The organism is Jeotgalibacillus sp. ET6, assembly GCF_029667115.1.
In the GTDB taxonomy this organism is placed as follows: Bacteria; Bacillota; Bacilli; order Bacillales; family Jeotgalibacillaceae; genus Jeotgalibacillus.
Genome location: NZ_JARUIU010000008.1, coordinates 51411 through 66699, shown reverse-complemented (window position 1 = coordinate 66699; position 15289 = coordinate 51411). Strand labels below are relative to the sequence as shown.

Sequence of the window (15289 nt, the reverse complement as noted above, 5' to 3'; positions counted from 1 at the left end):
ATCCTCTTTAATTCTTCACAATTCCGAGCATTATTTTTATCAAACCCTGCCTATCTGTGCTATCGTTAAGGTAGCATTGAACGTCTCTAATTCCCTTACGATCCATGTGATTAAATCTTATGCGGGGTGAGTAAATGCCAGGAAAAAACAAGAAAAAATGGTTTGGATTCAGTATTGCTTTTGTCGTGACAGGAATTGCTTTATATATCATGTTTTCGGATCAATTTGCCAGCAACTCCTATGGAAGTGAGCCATTAGATGAAATGGATGTTCAGGAATCGGAAGAAATCGCTGTTTTTGCAGGAGGTTGCTTCTGGTGCATGGAGCCGCCTTTTGAAAAGCTTGCAGGTGTGAGAGATGCTGTCTCTGGCTACACAGGAGGCAGCGAAGAAAATCCGGAGTATAAGGAAGTCGCAGGCGGAGAAACCGGCCACACGGAAGCGGTAACAGTCATTTTTGATCCATCTGTGATCTCCTATGAAGATTTGCTAGAGGTTTACTGGAGACAAATTGACCCGACCGATGCGGATGGACAGTTTGTTGACCAGGGAAAACAGTACCGACCGGAAATCTTTGTTCAAAACGATGAACAGCGTGAAACTGCTGAGGCATCCAAACAAAGCCTGGAAGATTCAGGGCGTTTTGATGAGGAAGTCATTGTACCGATTACAGATGCAGGCACATTTTATGTTGCTGAGGAATACCACCAGGATTACTATATCAAAAGTGCAGACCGCTACGGATTTTACCGAAAAAATTCAGGACGTGACCAATTTATAAATAAATATTGGGGAGAAGATCTGAAAACCTCCTTAAAAACAAAAGAAGAAGCAAAAAAAGATAATCCTTATTACGTGGACTATACAGAGGAAGAATTGCGGGAAATGCTGACCGATATTCAATACGAGGTCACACAGGAGGACGGAACGGAAAAGCCGTTTGACAATGAATATGACGGGTTTTACGAAGACGGCATCTATGTAGACATCGTTTCAGGGGAGCCTCTCTTCAGCTCCGAAGACAAGTATGATTCAACGACAGGCTGGCCATCCTTCACGAAGCCGCTTGTTCCTGAAAATATTGTAGAAAAAGACGACCCTGGATTATTTGGAAACCGGACTGAAATCAGAAGCAAGCATGGGGACTCGCATCTAGGACATGTATTTGACGATGGTCCGGAACCAACGGGACTCCGCTATTGCATGAACTCAGCTGCTTTAAAATTTATCCCTGCTGAAGATCTTGAAAAAGAAGGCTACGGCGAATTCAGCGATCTCTTTTAAGCGCTGATCAAATGAACTACAAAGAAGAATGTTTTCATGGCTGCTCATGAGAACATTCTTTTTTTATTCAAAATTTTTTGTAATGAAGAGCTGATACACAGCAAGGGCTCAAGTTCCTCCTTCTAGAAGCGGACCGGCCCCTATGTTCCACCTACAGATCTGAGTAGTACTCAGCAATTGTACTGATTACAGCTCCCATTGTTTGTCCTTTAAATGCATCGGGAACAGACACATTTTCGTGATTGGCATAGTAGAAAGCATCAAGCTGACTGTTATAGGCAAAGCCAAGTGCAGTCAACTTTTCCTGGAGTACCTGCGGGAGTGTAGTTTCACCTGTATGCTCTGTAAAATAAGCAGTTGGATACACCCAGACATCGACGTCTCCTTTGCCTGTATGAACCACAAATAAATCACGGTCAGTTTGAGAAATCCATTGATTCTTGGAGTAAAGGGAAACTCTGGCCTTTTCAAGCCCCGAAATTCCATCCAGGTTAATGCCGAAAATCTGGTTTACAATCAGTCTAAGCTCTTCACCGCTCATTTTCTTTTCAACAGACGCAAAGTATAAATCCATTGCCTGCACCTTGGTTAACGACATGATGTAAGGATCTTTTTCGTCTGATTGAGGATTGATCCCCAATTCCTTCCTTATGCCTTTCATTGCATCATCAGGGTAAGAATCTGCCCGCTTCCCCTCACCCAAGTCAGATACAGCATTCAGGTCAATGTTAAAAATATCGTGAATAATTTTTCTGCTATCTTCAGCCTTGATCTTTTTTCCAGGGTGATTAAAACAGACATCCATCACCTCTATTTTACTCATGCTTTGAAGCGTAGAAAGTGCTTCTGGGAAAGAGAATTTCCCCTTTGTTTCTTTTTTCAACTGTTTTAAAACAACTTCTGTAACCTCTAGTGAATACAATTTTTCTTCTGAATCAAGCTCTTCAATCATGTGCTTCAAAGGTTTCGCCTCTCCTGTGTCTGGCATAAAAACAAGTGTACCCGCTATCGTTAAAGCTGCAGCCCCTAGAAAAGGCTTTTTCCAATGTTTGTTTCCATTATGCATGAACAACTTCTCCATTCCTGAGATTACATGAATTAGTATACCTTAATTTACTAGTTTAGAAGTTTTGTTTTTAGTAAAATTGCCTTAATGATTGTAAAAAGTCAGTCTTCACCATAAAATATAGGAGTAAAATCATTTGACTAGGAGGATCACAACCCATGTCACTTCTTTCTGAAATTCTATCCTATAATGAACAATTTGTAAGAGAGAAAGAATATGAATCGTATGTTACTACTAAATTTCCCGACAAACGCTTAGTTATTTTAACCTGCATGGATACACGCCTGCTTGAATTGCTACCAAAATCCATGAACATGAAAAATGGAGATGTAAAAGTAGTCAGAAACGCTGGCGCACTTATTGCGCATCCTTTTGGCAGTATTATGCGTAGCCTGCTTGTAGCCGTGTATGAACTGCAGGCTGATGAAGTGCTGATTATTGGCCACTATGACTGCGGCATGGGCGCTGTAAACAGCCATTCAATGATTGAAAAAATGAAGGACCGGGGCATTGAAGAAGACACTCTGGCCACCCTCCAGTATTCAGGCATCGACGTTCATGACTGGCTGAAAGGCTTTGATGATGTACAAGACAGTGTCAGCCACAGCGTGGAAATGGTACGCCAACACCCATTAATGGACAAAAAAATCCCTGTACATGGTCTAGTTATTGACCCGGGTACAGGTCAGCTGGATTTAGTAAAGGACGGGTACAAAGAAATCGAGCTTCAAAATAAATAACAATTGATTACAAGCTAAAAAAGAACAATCAGGAAAGCAGTTTTCACTGCTTTTCTGATTGTTCTTTGCTTTCTCTCAACTCTTCTAAATAATAAATATAATCATAGGGTTTACCTTCAAAACCCAGTTGCCGGTGCATGGCCGTGACGTTTCCCCGATGATAGGAGCCGTGGTTAACCACAGTGTATACCATTTCTTCAATTGAATTTTTCATTTGAATTCCTTTCATCGTCCGAAACGTATGAACGACAGCAGGGTCCTCAACATTCTTTATGTACGTCATCATTTGCTGATGAAGCGAATTAAATTCCTGTACAGCTGTTTCCACATCAGGAAGAGCTATGGGATCAACTCCGGGTTTCTCTTCTCCCTGCATTCGTTTGAGCCATGATGAATCAACCAGCCATACGTGTTCAAAAACAGCTTGAATTGTTGGAAAAACGCTTTGGATTTGTTTTGTCCACACAGTTTCAGGCAGCTCTTGCAGATGGGTCAGCTGACGAGCAGTACCCCAAATATGATAAGAAAACCAGTCCGGAAGTGAAATCATATGAATCTCCCTTTCTCTCATTTTTAAGATCGGCCAACGGGGAATGAGCTAATAGCGGCTCCACTATCCAGCTTCGCATAAGAGGACCTCCCAAGGTAAAGAGGAATGGAAAGGGCCTGAAAGTCAGGCAGACCGTTAGCTAAAAATTTTTGCTCGTCTTTATAAAACGTTTTAATCTCCCCAACAAACCAATCATGGTCCCCGTATGTTTGCCTGTCAATTGTGGTCAGTTCATAGGCTACATAGGCATCATGCAGGATGGGTGCGTCTGTCGTTTCTCCCCGGTCAAAACCAATGCCTTGCAGCTTATCTTTTTCATTTCCTGTATAAACTCCTGATTCCTGAATAAGCTGCGCCAGCTCAAAAGGAACAAATTGAACAGCAAAGGTGCCAGCTTCCCTCAGCATCTGATAGGTATGCCGATCCCGGCCGATCGCTACACCATATAGCGGAGGATCCATTGAAATATAGGAATGCCAGCCGGCTGCCATAATATTATCGCAGCCATTTGCATGAACCGTCACAAGCGCGACCATCCCGGGATAGCTGTGCATGACGGTTTTATTCACTTTTTCCCTCACTCTATCCAACTCCTCTGTGTCTTACCTCATTATTTTACTTCCAATTGAACCGTCCATGTGTGAAAGGTTGTAGTAAAAGAAGCTTCCGGTGATGGACTGCACGCATAAAGCCCTACTTTAATAGGCTGGGTGTGGTTATCCTCATGAAGCCTTGTGATACGCATTTGTTCATATTCCTCTCCATGAAGAGCCGTCTTTACCCAAATTTGATACGTTCCGCTTGTCCGCTTGATTTTAAAAGACAGAGGCTTGCACGAATCCTTATTAGGAAAATTTTTCGAAGACCAGTCCGAAAAACCGTTATTTGTAACCACCGATCCTAAATAGCATTCTCCATCCGGCATATATTCGAGAGAAGCTTTTAACCAGCAATCCTCAGACAGCATGATAAAAAGTCCTGCCTGGTCATACCGGTTTGAAGGATCTTCCATTGTTAAATTTACTTCCGTTTCAAAGTCACCTTCGATTTTTTTATAAAAAACGTGCCCATTCATTCGTTCAAATCCGTAGTACGTTTTTCTCCAAAAATCTGTGTTTTCTTCTGATTTTATTTTCAGCACCTGATTTTCAAGTGACCAGATAGAGGGTTCATTGATCCAGCAGCAATCGTGTGACTGATCTATCAGCAGTGAACGCATAATGATTACTCCTTTCAAACCTGTAATATTCTAGTCTTTCCCTCTTCGGTCACCTTGATAACGCTTTTGGGCACATTTCTATTTTGCAAGCTCATGTTTAAAGGCATAAATGACCGCCTGGGTTCGGTCCTGCACCTCCAGCTTCCCTAAAATATTACTGACATGCGTCTTAACGGTTTTTAATGCGATATACAATTGATCTGCAATTTCCTGATTCGTTTTTCCTTCCGTCATAAGCAGAAGGATTTCGGTTTCCCGCGCAGTTAACTCTTCATGAAGCGGACGCTTATCTCCCTGACGCATTTTTTTCATCATTTTGCCGGTAACCTCAGGCTCGAGCACCATTTCCCCGTAAAATGTTTTTCTTACAGCATCTGCTATTTCACTCGCTTTGGAGGTTTTAAGCATATAGCTTGTCGCTCCTGCTTCAAGAGCGGGGTAGACTTTATCGTCATCAAGAAAGCTCGTCACAATAATAATTTTCGCCTCTGGCCATGAGGCTGTAATTCTTTTGGTGGCTTCGATGCCATCCATATTTTTCATCACAAGATCCATTAAAATTATGTCAGGTCTCAGCTCCAGCGCCATTTCAACTGCCGGACCCCCGTCGTCTGCTTCCCCGATTACCTCTAAATCTCTTTGGGCAGACAAATAAGAACCTACTCCAATACGCACCATTTCATGATCATCTACAAAAAGCACCCGAATCAAGATAATCCCTCCTTCCTTTCTTCAAACCGCACTCTTACTTCCAAACGTGTTCCTTTTCCCGGCAGTGAAACGATTTTAAGCGTACCGCCAATTTCTCCTGCACGCTCTTTCATATTCATTAATCCATAGGAGCCTGCCCGTTCAGTCGTCACATCAAAGCCTACACCATCATCTGTCACCCGGAGAATCACATACCCATCCCGCTTAATGCACAGCACCTGAAGTGAATGTGCTTTGGCATGGCGGAGAGTATTGGACACTGATTCCTGCAAAATACGAAAAAGATGATCTTCAATTCCCTTCTCAATGTTCATCTCTTCAGATTTCCATTCAATGGCTAGCGGCACTTTCTGTTTAAGTTCAAGAAGCAGTTCATCCATCCCTTCTTTCAGGGTTTTTCCTTTTAAGGCAGCCGGGCGTAAATGAAGCAGCAGCGCCCTCATTTCAAGCTGAGATTGATGAATCATTTCTTCCACCATTTTAAGCTGACGGGTTTCCCTGCCTGGTGAATCATCTCTTGTTTCATTTATAGCTGACATCAGCATGGAAGCGGCAAATAACTGCTGACTGACGGAATCATGGAGCTCCCGTGCCAGCCGGTTTCTTTCCTGGGAAACCATTTCCTGTATAATTTTCTCCTGGCTTTCCACACGCTCACTTGCAAGCTTTTGAGCGGTCCGTGCCTGGTCATGAATCAATTCCTGAATACGGTCAGCTTCCTTTGAAAGAACAGCAAATTCAGCGGTCTGCGGGGGTTTGCCAGCTAAAGTAGACCGGCCCAATTTAGTATCTTCGAGCTGATGGGTTACATATTGAATCTGCTGCCGGAGTCCTACGCTTTGAACGAGCGCCCACAGTCCTGCAATAAGGCAGATGCTCATTAAAAGAAAAAACACCAATGGAATATCAAGCAGCCGCGCAGACCAGAATATATTCCAGCTTTGAGGCGGAAACAGCAGCAAATAGACCCCCAGTGAAGCGATAACCGCAGAAAATGCCAGACCCAGCGCCTGCAGAACCAGTTTCATCAAAATGGTCATACGCGCTTCACCTCAAGATCTCCCATCCAGGCAGAGGTAAGAATTTTAATCTTTTGTGGAGAAGAGGGATAGGATTCAGAGGTAAATGACACACTCTCATTCCACAAGCGGGTGGTCTGAAAATGAAAGACGGAGGCTGTGCCGATTAAAGAAGAATGGCGAACGGCCACATCGAGTTCATATGGAACCAGGATGGTCAGCTTCCCGACACAGCTGCGAATCGAAATAACGGACTCTCCAGCCGGCAGAACCGTATTGCTTAAATCAATCACGACATCTCCAATTCCATTTTGAAGCTGAATGTCCTCCCATTCATACGTATGCTCAGGAGTATGCTGATGTCCCACCCACTTATTGTGTAAAAGCTGCTCCCGTTTAAACTGCAGTTCTTCCGCCATGCCTTCTTCCTGAGGAGAATTAACCTTTGGCGCGATAACTTCCGGATCTTTCTGTGTTTTAAAATAGTGGCTTATCCAGTACACAATTCCGGCAAGCACAAGAAGTTTCAGTGTGAACATGGAAAGAATCGTTAAAACCAAGGTCAGAAGTCCTAGTCCAAAAATGATTTTTCCTAATACCCGGGTAAATTTTTTTCGGCCAAGATACAGGAGAACTCCTGCAAAAAAGAGCGAAAACAGCGTTCCGCTGCTGAAAAATAAGATTTCAATGAGAACAAGGCCAAGCGCAAGAAGCACCCAATTGGCAATCATGTCAGTCTTAAACTTTGAAAACATCCTCATCACTGCCCCTTTCATTCCCGCAGCTTTATATAAAAACATGAACAGCCATCAGATCCACTCTGATTTGCTGTTGATGCTTTCACCTTTTCTATTGTACCGTTCTGTCGAAACAATCACTATACCAAATGAAAGAAATTCGGGAGTGCAGCACTGCATCCTCCCGATTCACATCGTCTAGCTTTACTGCGAAATGTTTGTTTCTTCTTTCATTCTTTTTTGAAGCTGAGCGATTTGCTGATCAATTGACTCCTCTTCCTCTGCTTTTTCACCTGTTTCAAGCTGCCGAAGATAATTTTCGATCTTTTTAAATCGCAGTTCTTCTTCTGTAAGACCTGAATCATCGGTAAATGTCTGCTCTGCTTTTTGATTGGCTTGCGCTACGTTCTCTCTTCCCATTACTTCAAGACGTTTAATATACATGTCTTTTAGCTTATGTTTCATCGTGGCATGCATTTCTTCCAGCCGGTGCAGCTGGTCTGTCGTATCCTGAAGGGAAAGCTGCAAACGTTCTTTTCTGCCCTGATAATGCGTGAGCTCGCGAAGTGCTGTTTTTGCTAGTTCAGCTTCTCCTGCTTCTTCAGCAATTTTGACATGCTCTTCTCTTTTAACTGCCATGGAAGAGGCCTCTTCAAGCTCTTTCGTAAATTCTTTCTTTAGTAATTTCTGGCGATCCACCAGCTTTCCGACTTTATCTGTCTCCGCTTCACATTCACGCAAATAACGATTAAGTTTCTGAATCGGCTCGCTTTTTGCTCCTCCGTTGCTTACCTCCATAAAGTCTGCTTTAATCGCTTCTGCTACTCTTGTTAAAACGTTTGTCATGATAAACCGCTCCTTTTTTATGATTTATTTATTTTTCAGCTCTTGCCATTGCTTTTCAAAGCTGGCGAATGGGTCGTACGAATGCTTTCCGCCCGGTGCGTCATCCCATTTTCTATAAACGACATACACTACATACAGCGCAATCAGGGCTAAAATAGCCGACACATTAGCAACAGCTGTAATTCCTGCAATGGCCGCAATGGATCCCCACAGGATTTTTTTAAATAGGGAATCTGTTTTCATAAACCATTTCACCGTGTAGTACAGAATTGCTGTACTGATCGCAAGACCGATTAACGACCCGAGATTTGACAGGGCGATAAAAACTGCCACAATTCCAATCACAACATACCAAAATTTATTCATTTTTTGTTCCTCCTTTTCTTATCATGCTCTAATCTTACCGTGTTCGTATTTTTCATAACACGCTCTCTGGCTCGATTTTCAACTAGGACCTGAGGCGTACCCGGATGCAGGAATTGTTCTACAAACACAAAAAAGATGAATCAGGAGCTTATCGTGCCAGCTCCTGATTCATCTTTTACCATTCACCACATCCAGCGGCGCATCATGCCCAATGTTTGTATAAAGTATTTTTCCCAGGGGGCCTTGCCCTTTCAAAATTCGTCTTCAATCATGCTGTATAAGAAGTGGTCTTCCCATACCCCATTTATAAATAGATTCTGGCGCAGGCGTCCTTCCTGCTGCATTCCAACTTTCTGGAGCACTTTGATGGAGGCCGTGTTTCTTGGAGAAACAAGCGCTTCCATCCGGTGCAGTCCAAAATCACGAAAAGCAAAACGCAAGGCTGCTGCTACCGCCTCTGTTCCATACCCCTGCATCGTTTTTGCATGATCCAGTGAATAGCCAATATAAGCAGAAGAAAAAGGCAGCCTGCGAATAGAATAAATCGAAATACTGCCAATCAGTTCATTGGTGTGCGCCAGGAAAATTCCCCAGCTGTATTCTTTTCCAAGCTTTAACTGTGCCTGCGCCTCAGCCAGTTTTTCCAGCTGAACCTCCCTTGTGTAGAATGATTCAGGGTGTTTGGGTTCATGAATTGTCCAGAAATCCCGATTGCGCCTCAGCAGCTGAACAAACAGATCCACATCCTCCACTCCCAAAGGTCGAAAATACAGCCGCTCACTTTTCAACAAAATCATCTGTACACTCTCCAATACGACCAAACTTTTTTCCATACCATAAGTGTAAACCCAAACCCCAAAAAAATCGAATGGATTTTAAAAAGAGATATTTTTGCATATAAGCGTTATATGGGGATGTTCTTTATTGAAGTAAAGCGCAAAAGGGGTCTGGCCCCTTTTGCAGTGCAGCGCATAACAGGTGCCAGACCCCTTTTATGGGGTAACGCATTAAAAAACGTCCGCAGGGAACCTCACCTGCGAACGTATCGTAATCGTTATTCAGCTGATAGCTCGATAAATTCTTTTGCGTCACGGACGCAAAGGGCAATGCCTTTTTCCCAGAATGCTTCTTTTGTAATGTCTTCGTTCAAATGCTTCATGGCTAAATCTTCTGTGCTCATGACAGCTGTATCGCGTAATAGCGCCATATATTTTTCCTCGTAGTCTGTGCCTTCTTCAAGCGCTCTTGCATAAATGCTTAAAGAGAATAGATAGCCGAATGTGTACGGGAAATTGTAAAACGGCACGCCTGTAATATGAAAGTGCATTTTTGATGCCCAGAAATGCGGGCTTGTGTCTTCCACTGCCCCGGCATAGGCTTCCTGCTGCGCCTCTGACATCAGTTCATTGAGCCGGCTTGCAGGAACAGGTCCTCCCTTTCTTTCTTCATAAAAACGCGTTTCAAATAAGAAACGGGAATGGATATTCATAAAAAATGCAATACTTCTCGACACTTTGTCTTCGAGCAGCGACAGTTTTTCCTTATTGGATGAAGCTTCTTTTACCGCTGCATCCGAGACGATCATCTCCGCAAAGGTTGAAGCCGTTTCTGCTACGTTCATAGCATACAAACGATTTAATGGATCCATTGGGCGGAGTGCGTAGGTGTGAAAGGCGTGTCCAAGTTCGTGCGCGAGTGTGGCCACATTGGACATTGAACCGCTGTATGTCATAAAAATGCGTGACTGCTCGTTTAAAGGAAAGCTTGTGCAAAATCCGCCGGGCCGTTTATCAGAGCGGTCTTCTGCTTCGATCCATCCTTCTTTAAAGGCCTTTTGAGCAAACTGGGTCATTTCCGGGCCGAATTTTTCAAAATGCTTTAAAATAAATTGAGCTCCATCATCAAACGACAGCTCTTTTGATTCTGAAGAAATGGGAGCACCGAGATGAGCCCATGTCATCTTTTCCAACCCTAAAAGTTCTGCCTTGCGCTGGAGAAAATCAGCAAACGTTTGTTTATTTTTTGCAATTGCTCCCCACATCGCATCGAGCGTTTCCTGCTTCATCCGATTAAGGTCAAGCGGTTCCTTCAGCACATTATCCCAGCCGCGCTTTTGATAGACATTTAAGCGGAAGCCGCCGAGATGATTTAATGTCTCTGAAAACAGACCTTCGTGGCTTTTCCATGCTTCTTCAAGCTTTTGATGCACTTCTTCACGCACCGCTGCATCTTTATGTGAGGTTAAATTATTGGCCTGGCCGACAGACAGGATTTTTTCTTCACCGTCTACTTGCACCTTGATGCTCATTGAGGAGATAATAGCATTGTACATTTGTCCCCATGCATGGTATCCGTCCACTCCAAGAGACTGGATCAGGGCTTCTTCTTTCTCAGAAAGCCTCTCTTTGGATTTTTCTCTCCATTCGTTTAACACAAACGTTAATGGTTTTAATTCCTCATCTTCGATCAGCCTGCTCCATGTTTGCTCATCCACTGCTGATAATTTCTGCTGAAACGCAGTGAAGGCTGAACCAAAAGCAGCACCCATGCCTGTAATTTTGCCTCTTAGCACATTCGCTCCTGTATCCTTCGTATCCTGCGCTTCAAGACAGCTGGCAAAAGCGCCTGCCTGACGAATCCCCATCATCGTTTGTTTTGCTTCTTCTATTAATTCTTTTACTTGCTTGTGATCCAGGTTCTGCTCGGAAACACTGAAATTATGTACATTTTGTGCGAAAGCTTCTGTTTTCTTCTTATACTCTTCCAGATGTTCTTTTAAAGCGGATGATTGACTTCCACCTTCAAAAAAAACTTCCAGATCCCATCGCTGTGGATATGTTGTGCTCGACATTCCAATTCCTCCCTTGAAATAACTGTTCCTGACCATAAGCCTGCCGATCAGGTCTTTGTAAACGCGCCAGTAATTTAAGAAATTTTCTGATTACTCGCTGTTTCTACTATAGCATAATACTTCGAATCACGAAACAGTCTTCTCTTTCAAGCCATTTTCCTCTTTCAACATGTCTTTTTCTTCTTTATCCACAACGGCCTTTTCATATGATAAACTAATAGAATTGAAGTTGAACGAAAGGATGATTAGATGATCCTGCAAGCAGAAAAAGCATTGCAAACCTATTTTGGCTACCGTTCTTTCCGACCGGGCCAGGATCGGGTGATTGAATCAATTTTAAATGGGGACCACTCCCTTGGAATTATGCCGACAGGAGGCGGGAAATCGTTATGCTATCAGATTCCGGGGATTATATCGGAAGGAACTGCCCTTATCATTTCCCCCCTTATTTCACTCATGCGCGATCAGGTGGATGCACTGACTGCAAATGGCATTTCCGCTACGTATATAAATAGCTCCCTTACATCAGCAGAGGTATCACAGCGCCTGCAGGATATACGACAGGGTCAGTATAAATTCGTTTATGTAGCGCCGGAACGGTTTGACAGCGGGGCTTTCTTCCAAACGATTTCTTCTATTAACCTATCGTTAATAGCTTTTGACGAAGCGCACTGTATTTCGCAGTGGGGCCATGATTTCAGACCAAGCTACCGATCCATCGTCAGCACTTTGACTTTGCTGCCTAATCTGCCGGTTCTTGCTGCACTGACCGCAACTGCAACCGATACAGTCATCCAGGATATAGCGAGACTGCTGTCGATTGAACCGGACCATATCGTTAATACCGGCTTTGCCCGGGACAATCTTTCTTTTCACGTCCTAAAGGGAGAGGATAAACAAAAATTTATTTCACGATATATAAAAGAGCATGAGCTTGATACGGGCATTATTTATGTGGCTACACGTAAGGAAGCTGACCACCTGACTAAATCGCTTTCCTCAAAAGGCCATTCAGTTACGTGCTATCATGCCGGACTTCCTGAACACATCAGGGATGAAGCGCAGCGGCAGTTTATTTATGATGAGAAAAAAATTATTATTGCTACGAATGCGTTTGGTATGGGAATTGATAAGTCCAATGTACGCTATGTCATTCATTATCAAATGCCGATGAACATGGAATCGTATTACCAGGAAGCAGGTCGTGCAGGGCGTGACGGGGAGCCGAGTGATTGCTTTTTGCTTTACAGCCCGCAGGATGTCATGCTTCAAAAATTTCTGATCGAACAATCGGTGGCAAATGAAGACAAAAAAGCAGGTGAATACGGCAAGCTTCAGCAAATGGTGAATTACTGCCACAGCAACAGCTGCCTCCCCCGCTTTATTCTTGATTATTTCGAGGATCCGCAGATGACAGGCGACTGCGGCCATTGCAGCAACTGCAGGGACGAAAGGGAAAAAATCGACCGAACCCGTGACGTTCAAATTGTTTTGTCTACCGTAAAGCGGATGGGTGAGCGATTTGGGACAGGAATGACAGCAAAAGTGTTAAAAGGTTCAAAAAGCAAAAAAATACTGGACTTCGGCTTAAATAAGCTTTCCACTTACGGCATGATGAAATCCCAGACAGAAAAGCAGATCAGTGATTTTATTCAATACCTGATTTCAGATGGCTACCTGGGGTTAGAAAGCGGTCAGTTTCCGACCATTCGTCTCGGAACCCGGGCGCTCAGCGTACTGAAAGGGGAAGAAGAAGTGTGGGTGAAATCAGCTTATCAGGTGCAGCATCAGGATTCCTCCTACGATGACCGGTTGTTTGAGGAACTTCGCACACTTCGATCTCAGCTTGCCAAGGACCATTCTATTCCGCCGTATCTGGTGTTTTCAGATGCTACGTTAAGAGAAATGTCTACACATTATCCGAAAAACGAAGAGGAAATGCTTGCTGTAAAAGGAGTCGGTGATCGAAAGCTGAAGGAATTTGGACAAGCTTTTATGGAGTTGATTCAATCCTACGTAGAAGAACATGGGACCACTTTACCAAAAACAGAAGCTCCCACTTTAACAAGCGATAAAACCCCCTCTCTCCTGCCTGAAAACGAAGAACAGCCAAGCTACTTGTTTTCTTATCAGCTTTTACAGGAAGGGCATACCGTTGAAGAAATTGCCAAAAACCGGGCGATGACCGTCCAAACGATTGAAAAACATCTTGCCGTTTCATTCAAAGAAGGACATCCACTTCCCTTTGAAAAATGGTTTTCTCCTGAGCTTGAGGAATCAATTTTACGTATTCGTCATAGCCTTGAAGAACCGAAGCTAAAACCAATTAAAGAAGAGCTCGGAGATGAAGCAAGCTACTTCCAAATTAAAATGGTGCTTGTGAAAAACAATTTTATGTAGAAAATTGTCCCATGGATGGATGATTAGCGGTATACAGGGAATACAGAAAACATAACTTAGCAGCAGGAGGTCTTTTCATGATACGTTTTTATATTAATCTTCTTGCGTTGATAGCGGTTATTGCAGTTAATGCCCTCGCTAATATTCTCCCTATTAACGGGCAGACGACCGGCGAAATATCAGACCGTCTCAATGTACTTTTCACACCTGCGGGATATGTATTTTCTATTTGGAGCCTGATTTATGTTCTTTTGTTTATCTGGGTCATCAGAGGCGCCTTTCCTTCTCAAAGAAATCGGGACATCTACAAGCGCACTTCAGCCCTTTTTGTGGCAAGCAGTGTATTTAACATTACCTGGATTCTAGTTTGGCATTATGAGTTTTTTATCGCTTCCGTTTTTGTCATGCTGGGTCTTCTGGGTTCTCTAATCCTTCTCTATCTTGTCATTCAGCGAAATGAGCCGACATTTTTTGACCGCCTTCCTTTCTCAGTGTACTTAGGCTGGGTAAGTGTTGCCACCATAACAAATATTTCTTATACACTCACCTACTATGAATGGGAAGGCTTCGGACTATCTCCTATACTCTGGGCTGTGATTGGACTTGTAGTTGGGACGTTTCTTGCGCTTTGGTTCCGCTATACGCAAAGAGACTGGGTCTACCCTCTCGTTTTTATTTGGGCGTATATCGGCATCGCGGTTAAAAATCAGGGAACAGAACCAACAGTCGTATTTGCTGCCATCGCATTAGCAGTGGTAATTGCAATCGGCACGGTATTTTTCAGGAAAAAGGAGAAAAAGCTCTCCGGATTCAGCACAAGAAAGCTTACGTTCAAATAATGATACGTCTTCACCCTTTTAAAGGATGAGGCAAAATTGATAAATGGAGAGGGCCTGGGACAAACATGTCTCAGGCTTTTTGACCGGTTTGCTGATCTTGCGCTGGATTCCAATTTCAAGAAAATCCTTCTTTAAACTAAATAATTTGAAGTTTACACCTCGATTTTGATGTCTCAGCAAGTGTGAAACTCTAGCTGAATACTGACTCCCCACTTCTATTTTTGTTTGCCATTACTGGACTTTCTGATAGGATAAGAAAGGAGTAACTTCCTGTTTTTACGGGAGAAGGAGCGGAAATTTGGACGGACAATTTGTTTTTTCAATGTTTTTAATTACACTGTCAGTGGGACCCATCCTGATGATTCTTTCAATTATTTATGGCAGAAAGAAGCAAATGAAATGGCTATGGATAATGAATTCTATTTTTCTGCTATTTTCAATTGGGGTTGTGCTGTATTATCTTTTTAATCTGGATAACATAAACGCAGAAAATGTACCGGGCGATCCCCGTGTCCTCGTATTGCTTCTGATGTCTTCTTATATTTCGATTCCCACTGCCTTGTCTTTCTTTTCTTTGGCAGCAGCCATTTTTATTCAACAAAGAAAAAAAACCAATGAACAAAATGGAAAGAAAAAAAGCTGAAGTCTTCCTTCAGCTTTTT

16 protein-coding genes are annotated in these 15289 nt (G+C 43.1%); 5 read left to right on the top strand and 11 right to left on the bottom strand.

The window, feature by feature from the left end:
* Positions 1-134: 134 nt before the first annotated feature.
* A complete protein-coding gene (msrB, locus tag P6709_RS16175) occupies positions 135-1283 on the top strand; it encodes a peptide-methionine (R)-S-oxide reductase MsrB (protein WP_278241978.1) in 1149 nt (382 codons plus the stop codon).
* A 151-nt stretch (positions 1284-1434) separates the two neighbouring features.
* On the opposite strand, the gene P6709_RS16170 is transcribed toward msrB, so the two are convergent.
* A complete protein-coding gene (locus P6709_RS16170; protein WP_278241977.1) occupies positions 1435-2349 on the bottom strand; it encodes a hypothetical protein in 915 nt (304 codons plus the stop codon).
* A gap of 158 nt (positions 2350-2507) precedes the next feature.
* Between P6709_RS16170 and P6709_RS16165 the strand changes: the two genes are divergently transcribed.
* The gene (locus P6709_RS16165) at positions 2508-3089 is read left to right on the top strand and encodes a beta-class carbonic anhydrase (RefSeq protein WP_278241976.1); all 582 of its coding nucleotides are present in this window, start codon (positions 2508-2510) and stop codon (positions 3087-3089) included.
* 43 nt (positions 3090-3132) lie between these two features.
* Here P6709_RS16165 and P6709_RS16160 read toward each other — a convergent pair whose 3' ends face one another.
* From P6709_RS16160 to P6709_RS16115, 10 genes are all read right to left on the bottom strand, one after another.
* Positions 3133-3639 (bottom strand): DinB family protein, encoded by a 507-nt coding sequence (locus P6709_RS16160; protein WP_278241975.1) that lies wholly within the window; start codon positions 3637-3639, stop codon positions 3133-3135.
* A gap of 23 nt (positions 3640-3662) precedes the next feature.
* A complete protein-coding gene (locus tag P6709_RS16155) occupies positions 3663-4220 on the bottom strand; it encodes a flavin reductase family protein (protein WP_278241974.1) in 558 nt (185 codons plus the stop codon).
* A gap of 29 nt (positions 4221-4249) precedes the next feature.
* On the bottom strand, positions 4250-4858 hold the full coding sequence (locus P6709_RS16150; RefSeq protein ID WP_278241973.1) for a DUF1349 domain-containing protein: 609 nt from the start codon (positions 4856-4858) through the stop codon (positions 4250-4252).
* Between the two features lie 78 nt (positions 4859-4936).
* On the bottom strand, positions 4937-5569 hold the full coding sequence (locus P6709_RS16145; protein WP_278241972.1) for a response regulator transcription factor: 633 nt from the start codon (positions 5567-5569) through the stop codon (positions 4937-4939).
* Complete coding sequence (locus tag P6709_RS16140; protein WP_278241971.1) at positions 5566-6609, bottom strand: sensor histidine kinase; 1044 nt, start codon at positions 6607-6609, stop codon at positions 5566-5568. Before P6709_RS16140 ends, P6709_RS16145 begins: the two co-directional genes overlap by 4 nt.
* Complete coding sequence (gene liaF, locus P6709_RS16135) at positions 6606-7343, bottom strand: cell wall-active antibiotics response protein LiaF (RefSeq protein ID WP_278241970.1); 738 nt, start codon at positions 7341-7343, stop codon at positions 6606-6608. The genes P6709_RS16140 and liaF overlap by 4 nt, the downstream gene beginning before the upstream one ends.
* A 186-nt stretch (positions 7344-7529) precedes the next feature.
* Positions 7530-8171: a PspA/IM30 family protein gene (locus P6709_RS16130; protein WP_278241969.1), complete on the bottom strand. Its 642-nt coding sequence runs from the start codon at positions 8169-8171 to the stop codon at positions 7530-7532.
* A gap of 24 nt (positions 8172-8195) precedes the next feature.
* A complete protein-coding gene (locus P6709_RS16125; protein ID WP_278241968.1) occupies positions 8196-8537 on the bottom strand; it encodes a lmo0954 family membrane protein in 342 nt (113 codons plus the stop codon).
* 251 nt (positions 8538-8788) lie between these two features.
* The gene (locus P6709_RS16120; RefSeq protein WP_278241967.1) at positions 8789-9334 is read right to left on the bottom strand and encodes a GNAT family N-acetyltransferase; all 546 of its coding nucleotides are present in this window, start codon (positions 9332-9334) and stop codon (positions 8789-8791) included.
* 257 nt (positions 9335-9591) lie between these two features.
* Positions 9592-11388, bottom strand: a complete 1797-nt coding sequence (locus P6709_RS16115) for a M3 family oligoendopeptidase (RefSeq protein WP_278241966.1) — start codon at positions 11386-11388, stop codon at positions 9592-9594.
* A 249-nt stretch (positions 11389-11637) separates the two neighbouring features.
* On the opposite strand from P6709_RS16115, the gene recQ reads away from it, so the two are divergent.
* The 3 genes from recQ to P6709_RS16100 all read left to right on the top strand — a co-directional run bounded on the left by recQ (position 11638) and on the right by P6709_RS16100 (position 15270).
* The gene (gene recQ, locus P6709_RS16110) at positions 11638-13788 is read left to right on the top strand and encodes a DNA helicase RecQ (protein ID WP_278241965.1); all 2151 of its coding nucleotides are present in this window, start codon (positions 11638-11640) and stop codon (positions 13786-13788) included.
* 77 nt (positions 13789-13865) lie between these two features.
* Entirely contained in the window at positions 13866-14627 is a 762-nt protein-coding gene (locus tag P6709_RS16105; protein WP_278241964.1) for a tryptophan-rich sensory protein, read from the top strand.
* 298 nt (positions 14628-14925) lie between these two features.
* On the top strand, positions 14926-15270 hold the full coding sequence (locus P6709_RS16100) for a hypothetical protein (RefSeq protein WP_278241963.1): 345 nt from the start codon (positions 14926-14928) through the stop codon (positions 15268-15270).
* The last annotated feature ends 19 nt before the right edge of the window (positions 15271-15289 follow it).